The organism is Streptococcus orisratti DSM 15617, from assembly GCF_000380105.1.
Classification (GTDB): domain Bacteria; phylum Bacillota; class Bacilli; order Lactobacillales; family Streptococcaceae; genus Streptococcus; species Streptococcus orisratti.
The window spans coordinates 1-22846 of sequence record NZ_KB904454.1 but is presented as its reverse complement, the minus strand read 5'-3'; the positions used below and the strand labels follow the sequence as shown (position 1 = coordinate 22846).

Genomic DNA, 22846 nt, shown 5'->3' with positions numbered 1-22846 from the left:
GAGGAAATCATGGCAGAAGCAATTAAACTTTTTCAGTACAATACACTCAGTGCCTTGATGGCAGGGTTGTATGGTGGAACGTTAACAATAGGTGAGCTGTTAGAGCATGGTGATTTAGGCATTGGGACTTTAGATTCTATTGATGGTGAGCTGATTGTGCTTGATGGTAAAGCCTACCAAGCCAAGGGATCTGATGGGAAGGCAGAAGTGGTCGAAGTGTCAAATGATGTCAAAGTTCCTTATGCTGCGGTGGTTCCTCATCAGGCAGAAGTAATCTTTAGACAGCGGTTTGAGATGACCGATAAAGAACTTGAAGACCGCATCGAATCTTATTATGATGGTGTCAATCTTTTTCGTTCTATCAAAATTAAGGGACACTTTTCAAAAATGCATGTCCGAATGATTCCGAAATCAACCCCAGATACTAAGTTTGCGGATGTGGCAACTCATCAACCTGAATACACCAAAGAAAACGTTATTGGCACGATTGTTGGTATTTGGACGCCAGAGATGTTTCACGGTGTTAGTGTTGCTGGTTATCACTTGCATTTCATCTCAGATGATCACACTTTTGGCGGCCATGTTATGGATTTTGTTATTACCGAGGGTGTTGTTGAGGTTGGTCCTGTTGACCAACTAGATCAACGTTTTCCTGTTCAAGATCGGGAATACCTTTTTGCCAAATTTAAGCTTGATGAACTAAAAGAAGATATTAATAAAAGCGAATAAAGGCTATCAATCTGAGACATGTTCTCAGATTTTATTTTTTTGATTTCGTTTACATAAAATTTTTGTCATTTTCTGACCACCGACTTTTTCAAAACATGGTATAATGGTTGTCAGACCATCCCGTAAGTTGATACTCAGTTCAAGATAAAATCTGATTGTTACATTTCTTGTCTAGCGTCAGTGGAAGCAATCTCTATTTCTTTGTGACATTCCCAAGATTTTAAATTCTCTGCTATGATATTTTGGTATACGGCTGTGAGATGTAAGCCATACTGGAGTACGGCAAAGCGAGATAATGAAGCAGTAAATGCCTATAAAAATACTAAAGTACCAAGTTATCCTGAGGTTAGCCAGCATAGATTGGAAAGTATCTTTTCATTTCTAAACAGAAAATTGACTTTTCCGGAGTTAAGTGTTAAGACTTTTCTTACACTGTTTTTGTATCTTTGATTGTCGAATCAGTCTAAAAACCTGTATTCACAGTTCAGCACTTTCATCTAAGGCTAGTTTTTTTGCTACTCATTGTTAGTTTTTTCAAAATACAGTCAGTATTCCTCAAAAAAACTGCCTTGATTAGCGAAAAAATTATCTCATATCTATAAGCACTTCACTTGTGAATACAAGTTCTAATATACAAATCAAAACTCAAATATCAGTCTACGGTGACAAGCAAAGGATGGTAAAAAATTAAAGGAAGTACTATGACAAGCAAGAAACGTTCTATTGATAGTCGTGTGGATTATTCCGTTATTTTACCGACTTTTTTTCTTCTTCTAATTGGTCTCGTAGCCGTTTATATCGCAACGGCTAACGATTACTCAGACAGTGTGAGTAGTATCATGACTCAACAAGTCATCTGGATGGCTCTAGGTGGACTTATTGCAGTGGTCGTCATGCTTTTCTCGACGGAATTTCTCTGGAAGATAACCCCATTTTTGTATGTGCTTGGTTTGGGGCTGATGATTCTTCCCCTAATCTTTTATAGTCCGGTGTTAGTCGCTTCTACTGGGGCTAAAAACTGGGTTACCATCGGTTCCGTGACACTTTTTCAACCATCAGAATTTATGAAAATATCTTATATCTTGATGCTGGCTAAAACGACGGTTTGGTTTCAAGAGAGGCGTTTAACAATGTCGCTAAGAGAAGACTTCAAATTATTGGGTCTTTTTGCTCTTATCACGGCCCCTGTCATGCTCTTGCTAGGTTTACAAAAAGATTTGGGGACAGCCTTAGTTTTTACGGCAATCTTGGCTGGAATAGTTCTCTTGGCTGGAATTTCTTGGTGGATTATTTTACCTATTATTGGACTTGTGATTCTCCTTTTTGGCATTTTTATGCTTATCTTTTTACTGCCACAAGGAAAAGAGTTTCTTTTCAATTTGGGTATGGATACTTATCAGATTAATCGGATATCTGCTTGGCTGCATCCTTTTGATTTTTCAGAGACGATTGCCTACCAACAAACTCAAGGTATGATTTCTATTGGCAGTGGTGGGTTACTTGGTAAAGGGTTCAGCGTTCTTGATTTATCGGTACCTGTCAGGGAAAGTGACATGATTTTCACCGTTATTGCCGAAGATTTTGGTTTTGTGGGTGGGGCAGTTGTACTAGGTTTATATCTGCTCTTGATTTACCGTATGATTCGTGTAACCATTGAGTCTAATAATCGTTTCTACACCTTCATTTCTACTGGTTTTATCATGATGATTCTTTTCCATATTTTTGAAAATATTGGTGCAACTGTTGGTATTTTACCATTAACTGGAATTCCTCTACCGTTCATTTCCCAAGGGGGAAGTTCCCTTATTTCAAATTTGATTGGTGTTGGGCTTATTTTATCAATGAGTTATCAAAATAGCCTCAATCAAGAAAAAGAAATAGAAGCGCGTTTCGAACGTAGTCGGAAATATGATTGAATTAGTAAAAACCTTGCCTCGGCAAGGTTTTAATGTACTTATACGCAGAAATCAAATGATATGTTGGTGCCTTCATCCTACTCACATTAACCACTACCTCTAGTTTAATTATTTTCCTATAGGTCTGAGACAGCTTATTGTTAATTTTTATGGATGACTATCTTTTTCAAAAAATCTTTTAGAACTATTTCCAAACATTGCTTTCTCAGATATTTTTTGTTAAAATAAAAGCATTCAGAGGTGTCTTAAAGACCATTTGTTACAGAAAGCGGTGTGGTTGAGAAATCCGTACAAATGTTAAGGCTGGTTGCTGAGGCTAAAATTGGATAAACAAAGTTGCGGGTACATTTGCCCGAAGTTGGGTGGTACCGCGGATTTATAAAAAGTTCGTCCCTGTCGAAAGGCAGGGGCGATTTTTTGTTGAAGGGATAGCAGTGATGGAAACTTTCGTAGAGTTTTTAGAACGGATCAATCAATTTGAGCAGGTAGAATAAGCCTTACCAGAAACGGACTTTTTGCCTGGTGTTTCTGTAGCAGTAAAAGTCCATCCAGATAATAGCTTTTGTGATTTTTACGGCGATACGGTTGTCTTTGACTTGGAAGAGGAAGATAAGACTTGGCTGGCAGCCCTTGTCCAAAAGATCTATGATGAAGTGCCTGCCTGTTTTGCAGAGGCTTTTCCTGTTTCCAGTTACCACATGACCCTATATGACTTGTCAAGTGGCTCACGCCTGAGTAGTTTAATGCCTGAGTTGAAAAGCAATCGCCAGAAGTTGAAACAGCAACTGGCAGCCAGGTCTTTGTTTTCTCCAAAAATCAAGATGAGAAGCTCTTTTATCTTTAATATGGTAGATACCAGCTTGGTGATGGGCTTGGTGCCAGACAGGGAGGTCGACTATGTTAACTTGATGAGCCTGTACAGGCTGGTTGATGGCGTGACGCCTTTGCCCTATCCTTTTACGCCACATGTGACTTTAGCCTATTACAATGCCAATGGTTTTTCAGCTGAAGAAGCAAGAAAGCTGAAAAAGCTTGTTGCAGAGCTAAACAAATGCAGCGTGACTGTGCCTTGGATACTGGTAAGCTCTATTATCAAACTTTTACGAGCATGAAAAATTATCAGAACGTTTTTACTTTATTTAAGGAGCAAAAGATGAAACTTCCTTTTGAAACTGAGAAACTTTATTATGGCTTCCCCATTTTTATCTTAGGCTACAAGGACCAGTGCTTTGGTTATAATATCACAACAAGCAGCTCTTCCTATAGTCTAGGTGACATGGTTGTCATTGGTCTGTCCAGTAGCAATAATGCTACTGAACAAATCAAATATTTTAAAGAGTTCACCCTAAATGTTCCAACAGAAAATCAATCTTTCTTGATGGAACGAGCAGGTTTTATTACACATCGCGATAAGTTGAAAATGCTTGATGTGGACTATAGTAAGGCAGAACAGATAGATGCTCCTTTGTTAGCTGATTGTCCTTTGTCATTAGAATGCCAAGTTGAAGCTATACAGGAATTTGATAACTATGTGAATTTTACAGCACGGATTGTTAAACGTTGGGTAGATAGAGATTTACTAGATGATGAAGGTTATTTGAACAGTAGAAACTTTCATCCACTTTATTTTATGGGGGATGGGAAGGAGCGACGTTATCGCTATTTGGACAAAGTGGAAAGTGATGAACTTGGAAGTTTTAGTCGTAAGTCTAGAAAGTTAGCTTCAAGAACTTAGAATCTTTACTCACAGTTCAACACTTTCATCTAAGGCTAGTTTTTGAGCTACTCATTGTTAGTTTTTTTCAAAATACAGTCAGTATTCCTCAAAAAATTGCCTTGATTAGCGAAAAACTATCTCTTATCTACAAGCACTTTGCTTGTGAATACGGCTTCTTAATAACTTATCCTAGAAAGGAAGTCTAGGTGAACCATATCGAGATTTATGTCAGTCATTTGATAAAAAGCAGGGAATTTTATGATTTTCTTTTACCTAAATTAGGCTATCGGCTCTATCAGGAATGGTCAGTTGGTTTTAGTTATCGTAAAGATGAGCATTATATTGTCTTTGTTCAAGTGGTTGAAAAGTATGCTTCCCTCCCTTATCACCGTTGCCATGTAGGTCTTAATCAAACGGAGGCAGCAGAAGGGATGTTGAGCGTTTGAAGAAAATTCTTCAAGAACACGATGTCCCCTTGCTTTATGAAGAGAAGTATCCTTTTGCAGGTGGAGAAAATTATTTTGCCCTGTATTTAGAAGATCCTGATCGGATAAAAATTGAGGTAATAGCCAATGAAAATAGTAGAAACTTATAATGGCAAGGAACTGCCAAAGTTGGATGTAACCCGTAACATAATATTATGGGTATGGGAATAAAAGTCAAGTTTCATTGAAGCAAATTGACTTACGTTGAAAGGTATATTGAAAGGAGATAGTGCTCAGATATAGATTCAGGGTGCTTCAAATGATTTATGAAAAAGAACTTAATATTTTTACTTTGCGTGCTAGTATTAATACCAGGACTTGTAGCCTGTACCGCTCAAGGAAATTCTAAGAGTGAAGGGAAGCAGGAGACAACAAAGATTGTGTCGAAAACAAAGAAGACCACTAAGAAAAAAGACAACTCACTTACGAACATGCAACAAATTGGGACTGACGAAGTTGGGTATGTTTATGTTCCTAAAGATTGGGTGAAGTTTACTGATCAAAATGGAGAAGGTAGCTATCAGTATTCAGCAATAGATGGTTATACGATTATTACTATGGGTGGTTACACAAAAGAGACACTAGGTGTAGATGCAATTGATGAAGTAACAGTTAAACAAGTGGCCGATAATTATATAGGAAATATGGATGCAACTGGTAATTTTGAAGGTTTGACGGGTTCAAAAGCAGTGATTACAGACTATAACACTGATGCTTCTTACCAAGCTTATCAAGTTTATGGTACTTCTAAGGTTGATGGAAAGCTCTTGTGTGCATGGATTTTTAAAACTAAGAAAAGTAATCGCGTGTACCTAATTTCTCTTGAAGGAGATAAAAGCAGTAATATTTTTGCAAATCAGGTTGCCTATGTTGAAAATTCATGGTCAGAAAGTAAAAAATAGTTGGTTGCTGACCATTTAATTTGTTAACAATGGCGGTTAGTGAGAGGAGTGATTTTGTGAAAATTTTAGAAAACTATAATGGCAAGGAACTACCAAAAGTTGAGACTGACCGTCTTGTTTTACGGCAACGGACGATAGATGATGTACCAGACATGTTTGCTTACGTCAGCTTAGAAAATGTGGCTTATCCAGCTGGTCTGCCACCCATTGCAACTCTGGAAGACGAGTATGATTATTTTGAAAATCGTTACTACCAAAATCTTGAAAAAGCAAATCTGCCATCAGGATATGGTATTACAGTCAAGGGGAGTGACCGCGTTATCGGCTCTTGCGATTTCAACCACCATCATGAAGATGATGTCTTTGAAATTGGCTACATGCTCCATCCAGATTATTGGGGGAAAGGCATCATGGCAGAGGCTGTCAGTGCTTTGATTGAAATTGGTTTTACCCTTCTCAACCTTCACAAAGTTGAAATTCGTTGCTATGGCTCAAACAAACAAAGCCAGTGCGTGGCCGAAAAACTAGGTTTTACTTTGGAAGCTCGTATCCGTGACCGCAAAGATACCCAAGGCAATCGCTGTGATGATTTGGCTTATGGGCTGTTGAAGAGGGAGTGGGAGGAGAGATGATGAATCTTGTTATTATTGGTGCACAGGCATCTGGCAAGATGACAATTGGTCAAGAAGTTGAAAAGATGACTGATATGACTTTGTTTCATAATCACGATAGCATTGATTTTGTTCGGCGTTTTATGGAATATGGGCCAATCTCAACCGAGCTTATTCGAAAAATTAGAATGAACTTTTTTGAAGCATTTGCTCAAAGTAATAGACCTTTAATTTTTACAGTTGTGATTGACTTTAATGATTCAAATGATGTTGATTTTTTAAGACAAATTCAAGATGTTTTTCACACATTCGAGAGAAAGGTTTTATTTGTCGAACTTGAGACAGATTTGCAGGAGCGTTTGCGTCGCAATGGCACTGAAAATCGTTTGCAGCACAAGCCTTTGAAGCGAAATTTAGAATGGTCTGAGAAGGATATTCTTGATACTGCTAGTTTTGCGAATTTTAATCCCAAGCAAGCTCCAGAAAATCTACAGCATTATTGCAAAATTAACAACACCAACCTTTCTGCGCAAGAAACGGCTCAGCTGATTTTGGAAAAAATAAAGGAAGTAGCCAGTTAATATAAGCTGACTACTTCCTAGGAGATTTATGAAAAAGAAAAGTTTTAGGATTGGTTATAGTATATCGATTAATGCTTAAATGAAACTTAATATTCTTCGAAAATAGAATTTAGACCTTATTAGCTTGACTTGACGACGTGTAAACTCCATTGAAACTTCGTAGTTTGATATAGTCAATTAGTTTATCTTTTATTACTTCGACGTAAGAGGAAACTCCGTTTCCTTATTTCCAACTTCAAACACTCCACTGGATTGTTTGAACTCGCCTTGTCGTACTTTACGAAAGTGACTTGCTTCGCATGTCTTATTTCCAACCTAGAACAGCCTAGAGGCTGTTCTAGCAACCTGCAGCTCGTTGCCTTGTACTAAAAGCAAACTAAAAGACTATATCTGAAAACTAGAAATAGCAAAGTTCTATCTTTATCTGTTTTACCTAAATGCCTATACTCATAGGTATCAAAACGATCAAGAAAAACGTTGCACAAATTCGATTTATGGATTGCTGAAAAGTGAGTGAGAAGACAAGCTAATATAGGCTAAAAAATGTCCCAAATGAACAACACCTTACGAGGGATATTATGGGGAAGCTGTGTGTTTAATTTGACACTTCAGAACAAAAAGGAAAAATTATGGCTAAGAAGAAAAATCGGAAAAAAGAATTAAAACGGAAGCAAAAACAAGAAGAAAACAAAATTATTGATTTTGCTTCTTTTGCAGAAAAGGCTGATTACCCACAAGCTTTTTCTGAACCTGAATTAGATGAGGAGTCAGTTAATAGACTTTTTAAAGAATATGAACAAACTAGGAATCCTGAAATTTTAGAACAATTAGCTTCTATTTTAGAGTTTGGAGATACTAAAATGGACGAAGCAGATGAGCTCCTTTACCAAGCGATGGAAGAGGAAGATGAAGAGATACAGCTCCGTTTACTTACCAATCTACTGGCAGAATATCCAGACCACTTTGAAGCAAGATTTCAATCCTTGATCTTGAGAAGCACAGAATTTTCAGCTGACTATTTAAAAGAACTACAAGATTTTTATCAAGTGGCTTTAGAAGAGTGGAAGAAAGCTGATTATGAATCTTGGTATAGTTTGGAAGCGCGCAGTCCTTTGACCGTTATCACTTTTGTGATAGAGAATTATTTGCAAGAGGGGCTGGTCGGTTTAGCTGGTCAAGTAGTGGATTTTGTACGGTCTAAAATTGCTGCTGATGATAGATTTCCACCTGGCTTTATTTATCTGATGATGGGTGTTTACAATTCCCTCTATCAAGAAGAGAAAATTGAAGATTTTTATGAAGAGCAGCTAGCCCAAGATTGGCAGGATGATGGTGTGCTTGTGCACCTGATTATTGCTAAGTTGCTAAACGGGGACATGGAGACGGCTAGAGCCTTGTTTGCTGACTTAGTTGCCATCAATAACGAAGTTCTGTATGCTTTTGATAGCCCGTATTGGGTTCACCTGCTTGACATGGCTAATGAAGTTTCAGTCTATCGCCCTAATTCAGCTTTATCTCTCCAGATTGCCTTGCATCCTCTCCAGACTTTTTTGGAGACAAAAAACTTTGTTATCCATCAAATGCTTGCCTTAGCAGAAGACTATCAGGATAGTCTGCCTGACTCTCCGCGCAAACGATTGGAGTTTTTTAATTCTCCCTGCATGAAAGGAATTCAGATAGATAAAAGCCGATATCTATGCGATGCTGGTGTTATGAGCAAAGAGGATTTAGAAAAATACACTGAAAAAGAAATCTTAGCCATTTCAGGAATCGGCCCAGCAACAGTCAAAAAACTCAAAGAAAACGGTGTGAGGTTTAAAAAGAGCTAGGAACTCGTGTAGAATTAGGTTGAATAAATAGATTACCAATACATTAAAGGGAATATAGGATAATGGCAAAAAAAGAAGTAAATACTGATCTATGGGTACATGAACTTTTAAAAGAAGCTGGTATCCGAGATAAATTTGATGCTCAAGGAAGTAATATCAAGGAATTAGACGAAGCTCTAAAAACGGCTTCTAAAAAAGGAACTGGTAAATCAGGTTTTCCAGAATACGTAGGAGTTGTTAAAGATTTTTTAATCATTATTGAGGATAAGCCAGGATTATCAAAACACATAAACTATACCGATAATGACTTAATTGCAGATGATGTCAAATCAAATACAGATTATGCAGTAAATGGTGCTGTATTTTATGCTAGGCACTTAGCAGGTCAAGTCAGTTATAAAAAAATCATTGCATTAGGCATTAGTGGCAATGAAAAAAAGCACCGTATTACTCCTGTTTTTGTTAATGAGCGCGGAGAATATTTTGAACTAGCGGATATTGAAACCTTGATTTCCTTTGCAATAGACAATATTGATGAATATTATGTCAAAGAAATTCTTCAAGAAGAGACTAATTTTGAAAAAGAAACAGCTGAAATTTTAAAAGATGCAGCGACTTTGCATAATGACCTTAGAAATTACGGTAACATTGAAGAGAAGAATAAACCGTTAATTGTTTCAGGGATTCTCTTAGCTTTGAGAGAAACAGAACACGGGAATTTTTCACTGGAAAGTTTAACAGGTGATGCTGTAAAAACGGATGGTTCAAAAATTTATGCTGCCATTAAAGCTAATCTTCGGCGTGCTAATGTCTCACCTGAGGTGAAAAAAGATAAACTACTTAGTCAGTTTGCGATCATCAGAGACGATGTAAAAATTAATGAGAAGAATAATACGTTAGGGAAAACACCTATTAAGCATTTTACAGAATTTCTTTATAAGAGTATCTATCAAAGCCTAAGATACAATAGCTCTGCGGAAGATTATCTTGGTCGCTTTTATGGTGAATTTATGTCCTATTCTGGCGGAGATGGGCAGAACTTAGGAATTGTTTTGACACCAAAACATATTACTGAGCTGTTTTGTGATTTAGTTGATTTGAAGCCAACGGATAAGGTTTTTGATCCAACGTGCGGAACGGCTGGTTTCTTGATTGCTGCTATGCATGATATGCTGACAAAAGCAGAGAGTGATTATCAACGTGAGCAGATTCGTAAGCACCAGCTTTTTGGTATTGAAGAGCAATCTTATATGTTTACCATTGCAACCACCAATATGATCCTACGAGGTGATGGGAAGAGTAATCTTGAAAATCAAGACTTTCTGCGCCAAAATCCTAGTAAACTCCAATTAAAGCAATGTAATGTTGGTATGATGAATCCGCCCTATTCAATGGGTTCAAAAACAAATACTGAATTATATGAAATTAACTTTACAGAACACTTGTTAAATTCCTTAGTTGAAGGGGCTAAGGCTGTTGTTATTGTACCTCAGTCAACCTTTACAGGAAAGACAAAGTTTGAAAAGGAAGCGAAACAAAACATCTTAAAACATCACACTTTGGAAGGTGTTATTACCCTTAATAAAAATACTTTCTATGGAGTGGGGACAAACCCTTGCATTGCAGTATTTACAGCTGGTATTCCCCATCGTCCAGAAAAGGAATGCAAGTTTATCAATTTTGAAAATGATGGGTTTGAGGTTTCTAAGCATATTGGTCTCGTTGAAACGGCTACAGCTAAAGATAAAAAACAGCATTTGCTGGATGTTTGGTTTAATCGTACAGATGCGGAAACGAAATTCTGTGTTAATACGACAATTGAAGCTGATGATGAATGGCTCCATTCTTTCTACTATTTCAATGATGAAATCCCAACTGAAGAAGATTTCCAAAAAACCATTGCAGACTACCTCACCTTTGAAGTAAATATGATTACACATGGACGCGGATATCTTTTTGGGATAGAAGACAAAGAGAATTATCAAGAAATGAGTGACACTGATGAACTTCAGATGGTAGCGGAAGAAGGTGATAAGTATGAATGAAATTTCTAATTTTATCCTTTACACAACGCCTAATGGTGAGGTACAACTGGATATTCTTTTACAGGATGAGAATCTTTGGCTGACGCAAAAAGGGATTGCTGAATTGTTTGGTGTCACCAGATCAACGGTGAGTGAGCATTTAGCTAACATTTATAATGATGGTGAATTGGAAAAAATGGCAACTGTTCGGAAATTCCGAACAGTTCAAAAAGAGGGTACTAGAGCGGTTCAGCGAGAACTAGAATATTACAACCTTGACGCTATTATCTCAGTTGGCTATCGTGTCAACTCAACAAAGGCAACACAGTTTCGGATTTGGGCGACTAATACCTTAAAAGAATTCATCATAAAAGGATTCGTGCTTGATGATGATCGGCTTAAACAAGGGCAGACAGTCTTTGGACAGGACTACTTCCGTGAACTCTTAGAGCGTATCCGCTCCATCCGTGCCAGTGAGCGCCGTATTTATCAGCAGGTGACCGATATTTTTGCAGAATGTGCGATTGACTATGACAGAAATTCAGAAATCACCAAGAATTTCTATGCTATGGTGCAAAATAAATTCCATTTTGCTATTACGGGCAATACCGCCGCGGAAATTATTTATCATAAAGCAGACGCTGATAAGGAGCAGATGGGACTGACAACTTGGAAGAATGCCCCAGATGGCCGCGTGCTGAAATCAGATGTGACAGTAGCTAAAAATTATCTGCAAGAAGCAGAAATTCGCCAACTGGAACGTACCGTAACCTCTTATTTTGACTATATTGAAGGCTTGATTGAACGTCAAAATACTTTCACCATGCAGGCTTTGGCAGAAAGTATTGACCGCTTCCTATCTTTCAATGAATACCAAATTCTAGAAGGCAAAGGCACCATTTCCAAAAAGCAAGCGGAAGAAAAAGCTAATCAAGAGTATGAAAAATTCAATCGCACCCAGAAAATCATGTCAGATTTTGATAAGCAAATCCAGAAACTGATGGCAGGTGAAAAAGATGAGTAAAATAGAACTGAGCGATGCGAAGTGGGGAGAGGTTAAAATCGGAAAGCTATTTGATGTTTCTAATGTCAAAGGAAAACCAGTTGAGAATTATCAATCTGGCAATACACCGTATGTTTCCACTGCAGGTACGAATAATGCCGTCGTAAGTTTTGTAGAAGCTACTGAAAATATTATTACTGATTCTGGAGTTATAACTGTTGATCCAATAAAAGGTATTTGTTTTTATCATGACTATGACTTTGTAGGTCGTGGTTTTAGTGGAGCTTCAGTAAATGTCTTAAGAAATAAAAATTTGAATAAATTTAGCGGTCAATTTATTTGTACAGCTATTCAAAACACATCAATGTCTAAGGCTTCGTATGGTTACTTATTTAATAGTAATAGATTGAGAAACGGTACAATACTTCTCCCGATTATTTGTGAAGGACAGCCCAACTGGCAATTTATGGAAGATTACATTAAGCAGGAACAAAAAGTTCAAGCTCAGCAAGTCATTGACTATTATGAGCGTAAACTGGTTGATTTAGCTGGCGAAGTGGTGGGCTTGGATAAGGTTGAGTGGAAAACGTTTTGCTTAGGAGAAGTATTTGATTTAATTACAAAAGGTAGTAAAGGTCTTAATCATTTAGAAAAAGGGATATCCGACGGAATCAGTTATGTAGGAGCAACCAATCGTAATAATGGCGTTTTGGATTTTGTTGAACAAAAAGAAAGCCTGATATACTCCGGAAATGCTATTGCTTTTATTCGGAACGGAGAAGGTTCAATGGGATATAGCGTCTATAAAAAAGAAGACTTCATTGCATCACAGGATATAACAGTTGGATATAATGAAAATCTGAATGAATATAATGCTAAATTTATAACCACAGTAGCTAATCAAGTTAGGGGAAAATATAATTTTGGATATAAACGAAATCAAGAAAGATTGAAACGAGAGACTCTAACACTACCCGCTGACAAAAACGGCAATCCTGATTTTCAATACATGTCAGACTTTGTGAAAAAATTAGAACTTGATAAAGTCCAAGAAGTGCTTGAATATATATATATATATATATATATATATATATATATCAAACTGAAGACAATGCTTGAAGAAAAAGTTTGTGAAATTTCTTGGAAAGATTTCTGGATTGAAGATATTTGTGACGTTAAATCTGGTGTTCGTCTGACCAAGGCTAATCAAGAAGTTGGGGAGCGCCCTTTTATTGGTGCCAGTGATAGTGACAATGGCGTGACTGCCTTTGTATCTAACAACAACAAAAGTCTTGATGAAAATGTACTTGGGGTTAATTACAATGGCAGTGTTGTCGAAAATTTCTATCACCCTTACCAAGCTATTTTTTCAGATGATGTCAAACGCTTAAAATGGAAAGATGAGGCAAAGGGCAGTAAATACACCTATCTTTTCTTAAAGCAAATGATTTTATCTCAAAAAATCAAATATGCCTATGGTTATAAATTTAATGGTGAACGGATGAAACGCCAGAAGATTATGTTACCAGTTACTGAGGCTGGACTGCCAGATTATGACTATATGAAATCGTATATGCAGAAACAAGAGTTAGAACAAATTTTTAATATTTTGAATTATTTAAACGACTAATCGTTAGAAAGTAAAATCATGTTTTTGAATTCATATTCTGAAATTAATGTGAATTATTTTGAACTGCTAAAGCCCAATGAAGTTGATAAAAGTTTCAATTCGAATTTTAAATCTAATCTTTATTTTGTTTTGGGTATTCCAAGATGGTTTTTTAATGGTTATCCTAGGAAATCTTTATCAAAAAAAGGAAAACTTTATTTAAAATTGATTTCTGATGATAATGTAAAAATTAGCATACCGGTAACAATCGTTGATAACAAGGGTGAACCAGTAAAGATAGAAAAAATAGAGGTATCTAGAGATGAAAGGTTTTTGACGTTGAATGGGAAGCTCCAATATTCAGCAATTGATACCATGTTAAATTATGAAAAATTTTGTCCTGGTTTTGAAGTTCTCTATATTGGCCAAGCTCAAGGGAAAAAGCATAGTCGTACAGCAAATGATAGATTAATAAGCCACAAGACTCTTCAAAAAATCATGTCAGATGTTGATCAAGGAATCTTAGAATATGAAATTAGAATTTTAACATTTAGCGTTAAAGAGAAAAAAATAGTTACTACATTAGGTGACGATCTCTTTCAAGATAGCCTTTCTTTTTCAGAGGTGGTTAAGATTAGTCAAGATAAGGAGAGGTTGGCCTATTATTCAGAACTAATACAGAAAGAAATGAATACCTTCCCTTCTTCAAGGTCACAAATAAATATTATTGAAGCTAAGTTAATCAATTATTTTAAACCACAGTATAATATAAAATTTAAAAACGGTAGTATTCCCAATAGGGACCATTCATCATATGAGGATTACTTTCAACAACACTTCAATGCTATGATTATAAATCTCTCGGAATTTGTAAAATGCTCACCATTTCTTGAATGTACTTTTTTTACAGAACATGTAAATTTTAATCCCGGTTATCAGATTATTGATTACGCCATAAATAGTGATAAAAATAGTTTTGAAAGTATCATGAGTTATGTTGGGGATGCAAATTATTATAAGGAAGAAATCTAATGTTAAAACAGCTTTCATTAAAATGTACTTTAGTTGAAACTAAGTCTTTGTTATGAGAGTTGATTACACTTTGATTATTAGGCTTCGCAAAGGGTATCTAACGGATTGGTGCTAGTAGTGTAATCTAGGGGCTCTTGCCGAACAATAGATATAAAACGAATATATGCTAGTTTTTGCTTAAAGGATAAATGATGATAAATAACAATAAAATTCTAGATGCATGGATAAAAGTAGAACAATTATCTGAAGGTAACATTGATAGAAAAAACGGTGGCTATACAAATTTTGAAGGAAATAATTATAAAAAAATATTAAGGGAGTTCTTAAATCGACAAAAACAAAAGGCTAACTCTGGGATTGCCATCTATTGCGGAATTTTTCCTTTTCAAGAAATTATTGAAAAACTAAGGATAAAATATGGATTAAAAGCTACTGAGGAAGAATTAACGACCTCTGAAAAATTTACCTTTGCCTTATACTTTGATAAGGATTTGAATTTTTTGGCCGATAAACTTTTCTTGACCATGAGTGGATATATTCATCAGCGACAGAGTCTGCCTGATAATTTTTTTAAGATTGAAAATGATTTTAGAGAACGTATGAATCAGGCATTTTCTGCTAGCGATTTTAACGAAGTTTTTATGAAACTTCTCGAAGAATATTCTATTTCACCCAAGAATTGTATGTATCGATTTATTGAAGATTTAGATGATGATACAAATTTACATTCATTTTTTATCAGTGATCTGGAATATGCGAAATCACATGCAACTAAAAATGTGAAGCAATATTTATCAGGTTTTCTTTCAGAAGTAATTAATTTAGACAGCAATAGTTCGTCCTCAAATTTTCACCCAAGCATTTTGAAGTCGATTCTAAAGCCTAAAAACTATCCGTTAGGGCGGTTTCCAAGTAATCCAAAGTATGCACTTTCTATGATGCAACAAGTAGCTGTAAATATAGCTTCTAATGATGGTGAGAATATAAGAAGTGTCAATGGCCCTCCCGGCACTGGAAAAACGACTCTTTTGAGAGATATTTTTGCTGATTTAGTAACAGAGCAGGCCAAGCTAATATGTGATTTGGCAAATCCGGTGCTAAAAGGAAATCTAGTGTATCACGATCATCCTTATCTTATGGCAGATTTGCCCACTGAAATTGCAAATAAAGGAATTGTAGTGGCAAGTTCGAATAATGGAGCTGTAAAAAATATTGTCAATGAGTTGCCACAAAGTAAGTCAATCTATCAGGAGTTGGATTGGTTGACAGAGCTAAATAATATAGACTATTTTACTGAAATTAGTAATGAATTACATCCAGAGGAGAAATCTGAGATTACTTGTAAAAAATACTGGGGCTTATTTTCAATTGAAGGGGGAAACAGTCAAAATAGGTATCGCTTGCAACAAACTTTACAGGCAGTGAAAAATGAGTTATGCTCAGAGAAGTTTCAACCCAATCCATCTGTATATGTAGAGTTTCAAGCTCAGTATCAAGAATTAATTGAGAAGCGACAGAAAATGCAGAGAATTGCAGATAAGTTTGATTTGCACTCAAAGCTTGAAAAAGTGTTTTCAATAATGAAGGCAGAGTTTGAAAATACTAATATCCAAAAATGTATGGAGATGTCTAAAATTCAAAGTGAACTCACTCAATTGGATGATACCAAAAAGAGAACAGAATCTGAATTGCTTGATTATCAGAATCTTGTTTCTGTTACCGATGATAGAAAACAGTTAGCACAACAAGATTTTGAGATAATAAAATTACATGTTCCAAGGTTCTTTTGGCTAAAAAGATTCTTTGCTCCGTCAAAGCTACAAAGTTATTTTAAAACATTAGACGAAGCAAGTTCAAATTTAAAAGAGATTTCTAAGAAGTTAAATCTTGAAAAGAGACACTGTAGTAAGCTTGAAGGTGAAATTAGGAAATATAGTTTTCAGATGAATCATCTGTATCAAGCACAAGAGGATTATGAGAAATGGAAGTCCGACAAAGAACATGAGTTTAGGAGTTATCAAACTCAGATTTCAAAACTTCAATCTGAACTTTCAGTGTATTCAAATGTTAAGTTGGATTTTTCGCTTTCATATGAAGAACTCCAAGTTTCAAATTTTTGGTTTGGTGAGGAATATCGAAAAGATCAGAGTCAGCTTTTTATAAAAGCGCTAGCAGTCAGAAAGCAGTTTTTATATGATAATAAAAAGCATTTTGAAAAGGCATTGTGGATTTGGGAAGCTCCCAAAACCTATTTGATCCGGAACAATTCTAATGAGTTGTTTAAGGCTGCGTGGAATTGGGTTAACTTTGCAATTCCTGTTATTAGCACAACATTTGCTAGTTTTAGTACAATGTTTCAATATTTACCAGAAAATAGTATAGGTAACTTGTTTATTGATGAAGCAGGTCAAGCTCTGCCCCAAGCGAGTATAGGAGCAATCTTTAGAAGTAGAAGGGTTATGGCTGTAGGAGATCCTTCACAAATACAACCAGTAATGACTCTAGATAAAAATATTTTAGGATTTCTAGCCCAACGCTATAAAGTAGAGGAAAGATATCTGTCGTCATCAACGCAGTCACTGATGGATTCAGCAAGTAAATACGGTTTTAAGAAACAAGATGGTACATGGATAGGTATCCCTCTCTGGGTGCACCGTCGTTCTAGCGAACCGATGTTTAGTATTTCCAATAAAATATCTTATGATAATTTAATGGTACAAGGAAAGAAGAAAGAAGAAGTACAAGGGAAAGGGAAATGGTTTGATATTAGTGGAGTAGCTAAGGATAAGTTTGTGAGCGAGCAAGCCGAGTTCTTAAAAGAAGAATTGCAGAAGAGGAGAGAAGAATTTGATGACATTTATGTCATTACTCCTTTTAAAAATGTGGCGTCTAGATTAATAAAAGAATTAGATAAAATTGACTTTACACAACGAGAAAATAAGAAGGTTATCAATGTAGGTACAGTTCATACTTTCCAAGGAAAGGAGAATAAGATAGTCTATTTTGTACTTGGCGCAGATAGTAGAAGTAAGGGTGCAGCGCGATGGGCTGTTTCAGAACCGAGTATCTTAAACGTTGCAGCAACTCGAGCTAAAGAAGAGTTTTATATCATTGGAGATAAAGCTCTTTATAAACATTTAAATAGTCCAATTATCACTGATGTTATTGCTATTTTAGACGATTATAAAACTACTGATTTTAACAATTAGAAAGGACAAAATATGTCAAAAGAATTATCACCAAAATACAATCCAGCCGAGGTTGAAGCTGGGCGTTATCAAAAATGGTTAGATGAGGATGTTTTCAAGCCTTCTGGCGATAAGAAAGCTCATCCGTATTCTATCGTTATTCCACCACCAAACGTAACTGGTAAACTTCACCTTGGTCACGCTTGGGATACTACTTTGCAAGATATTATTATCCGTCAAAAACGTATGCAAGGTTTTGATACTTTATGGCTTCCAGGTATGGACCACGCAGGGATTGCAACACAGGCAAAAGTTGAAGCACGTCTTGCTGAAGATGGTATCTCACGTTACGACCTTGGTCGTGAAAAATTCCTTGATAAAGTTTGGGAATGGAAAGATGAATATGCTACGACCATCAAGGAACAATGGGGCAAGATGGGGATTTCTGTTGATTATTCGCGGGAACGTTTTACCCTTGATGAAGGCTTGTCAAAAGCGGTCCGTAAGGTTTTCGTAGAACTCTATAAAAAGGGCTGGATTTACCGCGGAGAATTTATCATCAACTGGGATCCAAAAGCTCGTACAGCCCTTTCTGATATCGAAGTTATCCACAAAGATGTCGAAGGTGCTTTCTACCACATGAACTACATGCTGGAAGATGGCTCGCGTGCCCTCGAAGTTGCGACCACGCGTCCAGAGACCATGTTTGGGGATACGGCTGTCGCTGTCAATCCAAATGATGATCGCTACAAAGATTTGATTGGTAAGAATGTTATCCTGCCAATCGTCAACAAACCAATCCCAATCGTTGGTGATGAACACGCTGACCCAGAATTTGGAACAGGGGTTGTTAAAATCACACCTGCCCATGACCCTAACGATTTCTTAGTTGGTCAACGCCACAATCTGCCTCAAGTTAATGTCATGAATGATGATGGCACCATGAATGAACTGGCTGGCGAATTTGCTGGTATGGATCGTTTTGAGGCCCGCAAGGCAACGGTTGCTAAATTAGAGGAAATCGGTGCTCTTGTCAATATTGAAAAAATGACCCATTCAGTCGGTCACTCAGAACGTACAGGTGTTATGGTTGAACCTCGGCTGTCCACCCAGTGGTTCGTTAAGATGGATGAGTTAGCCAAAAATGCTATTGCCAACCAAGGCACTGATGACAAGGTAGAGTTCTATCCACCACGTTTCAACGATACTTTCCTCCAATGGATGGAAAATGTTCATGACTGGGTTATCTCTCGTCAACTCTGGTGGGGTCACCAAATTCCTGCTTGGTACAATGCTGAAGGTGACATGTACGTCGGTGAAGAAGCTCCAGAAGGCGATGGCTGGAAACAGGATGAAGATGTCCTTGATACATGGTTCAGCTCTGCCCTTTGGCCATTTTCAACAATGGGTTGGCCTGACACAGAAGCAGAAGACTTCAAACGTTATTATCCAACCTCTACGTTGGTAACTGGATATGATATTATCCCATTCTGGGTATCCCGTATGATTTTCCAAGGGATCGAATTTACAGGTAGGAGCCCATTTAAGAATGCCCTCATCCACGGTTTGATTCGTGACGAACAAGGACGTAAAATGTCCAAATCCCTCGGCAATGGCATTGACCCAATGGATGTTATCGAAAAATATGGTACAGACAGCCTGCGTTGGTTCTTATCAAACGGTTCTGCACCAGGTCAAGACGTTCGTTTCTCTTATGAAAAAATGGATGCTGCTTGGAACTTCATTAACAAAATCTGGAACATTTCTCGTTACATTTTGATGAACAATGAAGGCCTTACACTTGACCAAGCAAGTGCAAATGTTGAAAAAGTTGCTGCTGGTACGGCTGGTAACGTGACGGACCGCTGGATTCTTCACAACCTCAACGAAACCATTGCTAAAGTCACTGAAAACTTTGACAAGTTCGAGTTTGGTGTGGCAGGTCACATCCTTTATAACTTCATCTGGGAAGAGTTTGCCAACTGGTATGTCGAGCTGACCAAGGAAGTGCTTTACAGCGACAACGAGGCTGAGAAAGTTATGACCCGCTCTGTCCTTCTCTACACGCTGGACCAAATCCTTCGCCTCCTCCACCCAATCATGCCGTTTGTGACGGAAGAGATCTTCGCCCAGTATGCAGAGGGCTCTATCGTGGTGGCCGCCTACCCTGTTGTCAACCCAGCCTTTGACAATGTGGAAGCCCACAAGGGAGTGGAAAGCCTTAAGGATCTGATTCGTTCGGTGCGAAATAGCAGAGCAGAAGTGAATGTTGCCCCTTCTAAGCCGATTACCATTTTGATTAAGACGGCAGATAGCGAGCTTGAAACCTTCTTCAAAGCTAACGAAAACTACATCCGACGCTTTACAAATCCAGAGCATCTGGAAATCAGCTCAAGCATTGCTGCACCAGAACTAGCCATGTCAGCTGTTATCACCGGTGCTGAAATCTTCTTGCCACTCGCCGACCTCCTCAACATCGAAGAAGAGTTGGCTCGTCTGGACAAAGAACTCGCCAAATGGCAAAAAGAACTAGACATGGTCGGCAAAAAACTCAGCAACGAACGCTTCATCGCCAACGCCAAACCAGAAGTTGTTGAAAAAGAAAAAGAAAAACAAGCCGATTACCAAGCTAAGTATGATGCGACAGTAGGACGGATTGAAGAGATGAAGAAGTTGGTGGGGTAATGAGTGAAGATTATCAAAAGTATAAATCTTGGTTTAATAGCCCATTGAATATATTAGAGTCAAAGGATTCAATCGTTGATTATTTGAATAATAATTTCCGAATGATTGATTTCTATCAAGAAATTTATATCGATCAAATTTCCATAAGTAATTTAATAGATAAGTTAAAAAAGGGAGATTTTGATGGATTAAATATTGTCGATCTTAATAGATTTAGAATATTTTTAGATGCCACACTTTTAATTTTTAATAATGAGAAAGTTTATAATGACTATTTGCAAGATAAATTTGCATTTCAGCCATTTTTTGACAGATTGAACGATCCCAAAATTTTGATTCGTGAAAGGTCTTTTTTGGAGGATTATAAGAAATATTTGAATACTCTTTTTAAAATAAGTATCGGTAATTTTGATTCCTTCTTTTACTCTCTTGATGGAGAATTAAGACGAGTTTGGGATCAATTTAAAATAATAAGAAATGCTTTTGCCCACATGCAATATGGATTTTATGCTAGTGATTCAACAGGATTTTTAAGCAATTTTTCAATATACAATCATGATAAAGGAGTTACTAAAGAGATAGGATTTGTTTTTGAACCTATTTTACATCTTTTTATTCAGCAATTTTTTTCAAATTATAGTTATTCAGGTTTACCTTATAAGCATTCATGGTTTGAAATTGATCGGGATTCTAAAAAGTTGTACTTTCATGAGGTTACTCTTTCTGAAAATTACACATCAAAGTATTCCGGATTTGATAGAGAACATCCAATGAATCAATTTACTAGTATTTTACAAACAGGAGATCCAAGAAAAATAGTCAAATTTATAAGGGATAATAAACTTAATCACGAAAAATCAAAGATTGGACAAGATAAGTTAGATAAATATTGTAAATTTTATTTAGAGGAAAATGGAAATGTTAGTGGTGGACCATCAGATTTTGTTAATCAAATAAAATTTTTAATTGACTTTGATACGGAGTTTTCAAATTTTTTAGTTCATATGATTCAGTTAAATGATAGGCTAATTGATTATTTAAGAGATAAGAAATTGGGAGTAAACAGATTAGAGCAGATTCTAAAGAGTATTGAAGAATTAAGAGAAGATGAAGATAGACATCCTTGTTTTAAATATTCCTTTGATATATTACGGATGTTTAACATTACCTCTAGGATGGAAGACGATGATTTACCTCATATTAATCCGGCTGATATTGACATACGCGGAATTTTTCTAAAAAATCCATTAAGTTTATATGAATATTATAAAAATAATAAAGATACGCTTTCACTACAAACAAATAAGGATTTGCGTTCTAATTATATCATTGAAAGAGTTAGAAATGCTATGGCACATGGACGCTATCATATTGATTTAAGGGACGAAGGATTATTTTATATCTTTGAAGATAAATATAATAAAAGGAGTGAGATAATTGAAATTTCTCAAAATATTTTGAAGAGTTTTGTGAGGCAAAGAATCTTTCGAGAAAGAGATTATTTTACATCCTAAAAGGCTCCATAATCTCTACAATGTTTTTATCCACTACAGTCTTATAAAACCTTGATTTTAGCCGTACTTGATGAAATGCTATATAAACAAATGCCCAGCCTAAAAAGGCTGGGTTTTGTGGTATAATAAAGCTAGAAATTCAAACAGGAGGAGTTTATGCAACCAACTTACAACATTGATAACCCCAATCTTTCCTACGAAGCCAAGCAAGAACTCTGGGAAACAGGTTTTGGACTTCAAAAAGTGGATGGATTGACTCCGTCCGTTTATATGGAAGAGTTGGCTGATAGGCAAGCTCGTGGAGAGTACACCTATGAGCAGGTGTACGAGGAAATTACGAAATACCACCAGTCAACTGACGCTAGTACGCAAGAGGCGGATATTGTCTCTCTCCGAATTGTTGAAATGCTCTCCCAAAATGGTTTCAGCCTCCGACCAACTACCCTCTTACATATCCACAAAGAACTCTTTCAGGATATTTTTGACAGCAGTATTCCAGTTGGTGAGTATCGAACGGTTAACATTACAAAAAATGAGCCAGTTTTAAAAGGTGATACGGTGATTTATTCAGATTTTCCATTGATCGCCGCCACTTTGGATTATGATTTCCAGCAAGAAAGAGATTTTTCTTATGCTGGATTAGATAAAAAAGCCATCGTTGCTCATATCCAATCCTTTATTTCAGGTATCTGGCAAATTCATCCTTTCCGAGAAGGGAATACTCGAACAATTACCGTATTTCTTATCAAATATAGTTAATTGAAACAAGAGCAGGACAAAAGTGCCTCAAGAAAAGTATCGCAATTTGGCAATACTTTTCTGAGGTGTTTTTTGATTTGAGCCCATGTTTTCTCAATGGGATTATACTCAGGTGAGTAAGGAGGAAGTGGTAAAAGTCTATGCCCCTGCTCCTTGCATAACTCTTTTAGCTTACTCATCCTATGAAACCTTGCATTGTCCATAATGATAACAGATGGTCTATCTAAAGTGGGTAGTAAGAATGTTTTAAACCAAGCTTCGA

Annotated in this window: 16 protein-coding genes and 2 pseudogenes; 17 read left to right on the top strand and 1 reads right to left on the bottom strand. The window is 36.7% G+C overall.

The window, feature by feature from the left end:
* Window positions 1-9: 9 nt before the first annotated feature.
* The 17 genes and pseudogenes from budA to A3I7_RS12340 form a co-directional block, all read left to right on the top strand.
* Entirely contained in the window at window positions 10-729 is a 720-nt protein-coding gene (budA, locus tag A3I7_RS0102690) for an acetolactate decarboxylase (RefSeq protein WP_018375242.1), read from the top strand.
* 701 nt (window positions 730-1430) lie between these two features.
* A complete protein-coding gene (locus tag A3I7_RS0102685) occupies window positions 1431-2645 on the top strand; it encodes an FtsW/RodA/SpoVE family cell cycle protein (RefSeq protein WP_018375241.1) in 1215 nt (404 codons plus the stop codon).
* Window positions 2646-3160: 515 nt separating this feature from the next.
* The gene (locus A3I7_RS14425) at window positions 3161-3757 is read left to right on the top strand and encodes a ligT like phosphoesterase (RefSeq protein ID WP_245538832.1); all 597 of its coding nucleotides are present in this window, start codon (window positions 3161-3163) and stop codon (window positions 3755-3757) included.
* Between the two features lie 41 nt (window positions 3758-3798).
* A complete protein-coding gene (locus A3I7_RS0102675) occupies window positions 3799-4380 on the top strand; it encodes a flavin reductase family protein (protein ID WP_018375240.1) in 582 nt (193 codons plus the stop codon).
* Between the two features lie 188 nt (window positions 4381-4568).
* Window positions 4569-4957 (top strand): annotated as a pseudogene (locus A3I7_RS13050) (VOC family protein).
* Between the two features lie 270 nt (window positions 4958-5227).
* Entirely contained in the window at window positions 5228-5749 is a 522-nt protein-coding gene (locus A3I7_RS0102665; RefSeq protein WP_018375237.1) for a hypothetical protein, read from the top strand.
* Between the two features lie 56 nt (window positions 5750-5805).
* Entirely contained in the window at window positions 5806-6381 is a 576-nt protein-coding gene (locus A3I7_RS0102660) for a GNAT family N-acetyltransferase (protein ID WP_018375236.1), read from the top strand.
* On the top strand, window positions 6381-6941 hold the full coding sequence (locus A3I7_RS0102655; protein WP_018375235.1) for a shikimate kinase: 561 nt from the start codon (window positions 6381-6383) through the stop codon (window positions 6939-6941). Before A3I7_RS0102660 ends, A3I7_RS0102655 begins: the two co-directional genes overlap by 1 nt.
* Window positions 6942-7570: 629 nt before the next feature.
* The gene (locus A3I7_RS0102650) at window positions 7571-8770 is read left to right on the top strand and encodes a helix-hairpin-helix domain-containing protein (RefSeq protein ID WP_018375234.1); all 1200 of its coding nucleotides are present in this window, start codon (window positions 7571-7573) and stop codon (window positions 8768-8770) included.
* A 62-nt stretch (window positions 8771-8832) separates the two neighbouring features.
* Window positions 8833-10815, top strand: a complete 1983-nt coding sequence (locus A3I7_RS0102645; RefSeq protein WP_018375233.1) for an HsdM family class I SAM-dependent methyltransferase — start codon at window positions 8833-8835, stop codon at window positions 10813-10815.
* Window positions 10808-11818 (top strand): virulence RhuM family protein, encoded by a 1011-nt coding sequence (locus A3I7_RS0102640; protein ID WP_018375232.1) that lies wholly within the window; start codon window positions 10808-10810, stop codon window positions 11816-11818. Before A3I7_RS0102645 ends, A3I7_RS0102640 begins: the two co-directional genes overlap by 8 nt.
* Complete coding sequence (locus A3I7_RS0102635; RefSeq protein ID WP_018375231.1) at window positions 11811-13427, top strand: restriction endonuclease subunit S; 1617 nt, start codon at window positions 11811-11813, stop codon at window positions 13425-13427. The genes A3I7_RS0102640 and A3I7_RS0102635 overlap by 8 nt, the downstream gene beginning before the upstream one ends.
* 18 nt (window positions 13428-13445) lie before the next feature.
* The gene (locus A3I7_RS0102630; protein ID WP_018375230.1) at window positions 13446-14438 is read left to right on the top strand and encodes a hypothetical protein; all 993 of its coding nucleotides are present in this window, start codon (window positions 13446-13448) and stop codon (window positions 14436-14438) included.
* A gap of 188 nt (window positions 14439-14626) precedes the next feature.
* A complete protein-coding gene (locus tag A3I7_RS0102625) occupies window positions 14627-17647 on the top strand; it encodes a DEAD/DEAH box helicase (protein ID WP_026217097.1) in 3021 nt (1006 codons plus the stop codon).
* A 12-nt stretch (window positions 17648-17659) separates the two neighbouring features.
* Window positions 17660-20311 (top strand): valine--tRNA ligase, encoded by a 2652-nt coding sequence (locus tag A3I7_RS0102620; protein WP_018375228.1) that lies wholly within the window; start codon window positions 17660-17662, stop codon window positions 20309-20311.
* Window positions 20311-21825, top strand: coding sequence for a hypothetical protein (locus A3I7_RS0102615; RefSeq protein ID WP_018375227.1), 1515 nt, complete (start codon window positions 20311-20313; stop codon window positions 21823-21825). The genes A3I7_RS0102620 and A3I7_RS0102615 overlap by 1 nt, the downstream gene beginning before the upstream one ends.
* A gap of 156 nt (window positions 21826-21981) precedes the next feature.
* Window positions 21982-22578: pseudogene (locus A3I7_RS12340) on the top strand (Fic family protein); the annotation flags it as partial.
* Window positions 22579-22580: 2 nt separating this feature from the next.
* Here the strand turns inward: A3I7_RS12340 and A3I7_RS0102605 are convergent.
* Window positions 22581-22846, bottom strand: a 266-nt coding sequence (locus A3I7_RS0102605; protein ID WP_018375225.1) for a transposase, incomplete at its 5' end; no start/stop codon positions are given.

Excerpts from the sequence above, each read along its gene's own strand:
- budA (WP_018375242.1), top strand. The coding sequence starts at position 10 with ATGGCAGAAGCAATTAAACTTTTTCAGTACAATACACTCAGTGCCTTG.
- A3I7_RS0102685 (WP_018375241.1), top strand. The coding sequence starts at position 1,431 with ATGACAAGCAAGAAACGTTCTATTGATAGTCGTGTGGATTATTCCGTT.
- A3I7_RS0102675 (WP_018375240.1), top strand. The coding sequence starts at position 3,799 with ATGAAACTTCCTTTTGAAACTGAGAAACTTTATTATGGCTTCCCCATT.
- A3I7_RS0102655 (WP_018375235.1), top strand. The coding sequence starts at position 6,381 with ATGAATCTTGTTATTATTGGTGCACAGGCATCTGGCAAGATGACAATT.
- A3I7_RS0102650 (WP_018375234.1), top strand. The coding sequence starts at position 7,571 with ATGGCTAAGAAGAAAAATCGGAAAAAAGAATTAAAACGGAAGCAAAAA.
- A3I7_RS0102645 (WP_018375233.1), top strand. The coding sequence starts at position 8,833 with ATGGCAAAAAAAGAAGTAAATACTGATCTATGGGTACATGAACTTTTA.
- A3I7_RS0102640 (WP_018375232.1), top strand. The coding sequence starts at position 10,808 with ATGAATGAAATTTCTAATTTTATCCTTTACACAACGCCTAATGGTGAG.
- A3I7_RS0102635 (WP_018375231.1), top strand. The coding sequence starts at position 11,811 with ATGAGTAAAATAGAACTGAGCGATGCGAAGTGGGGAGAGGTTAAAATC.
- A3I7_RS0102630 (WP_018375230.1), top strand. The coding sequence starts at position 13,446 with ATGTTTTTGAATTCATATTCTGAAATTAATGTGAATTATTTTGAACTG.
- A3I7_RS0102625 (WP_026217097.1), top strand. The coding sequence starts at position 14,627 with ATGATGATAAATAACAATAAAATTCTAGATGCATGGATAAAAGTAGAA.
- A3I7_RS0102620 (WP_018375228.1), top strand. The coding sequence starts at position 17,660 with ATGTCAAAAGAATTATCACCAAAATACAATCCAGCCGAGGTTGAAGCT.
- A3I7_RS0102615 (WP_018375227.1), top strand. The coding sequence starts at position 20,311 with ATGAGTGAAGATTATCAAAAGTATAAATCTTGGTTTAATAGCCCATTG.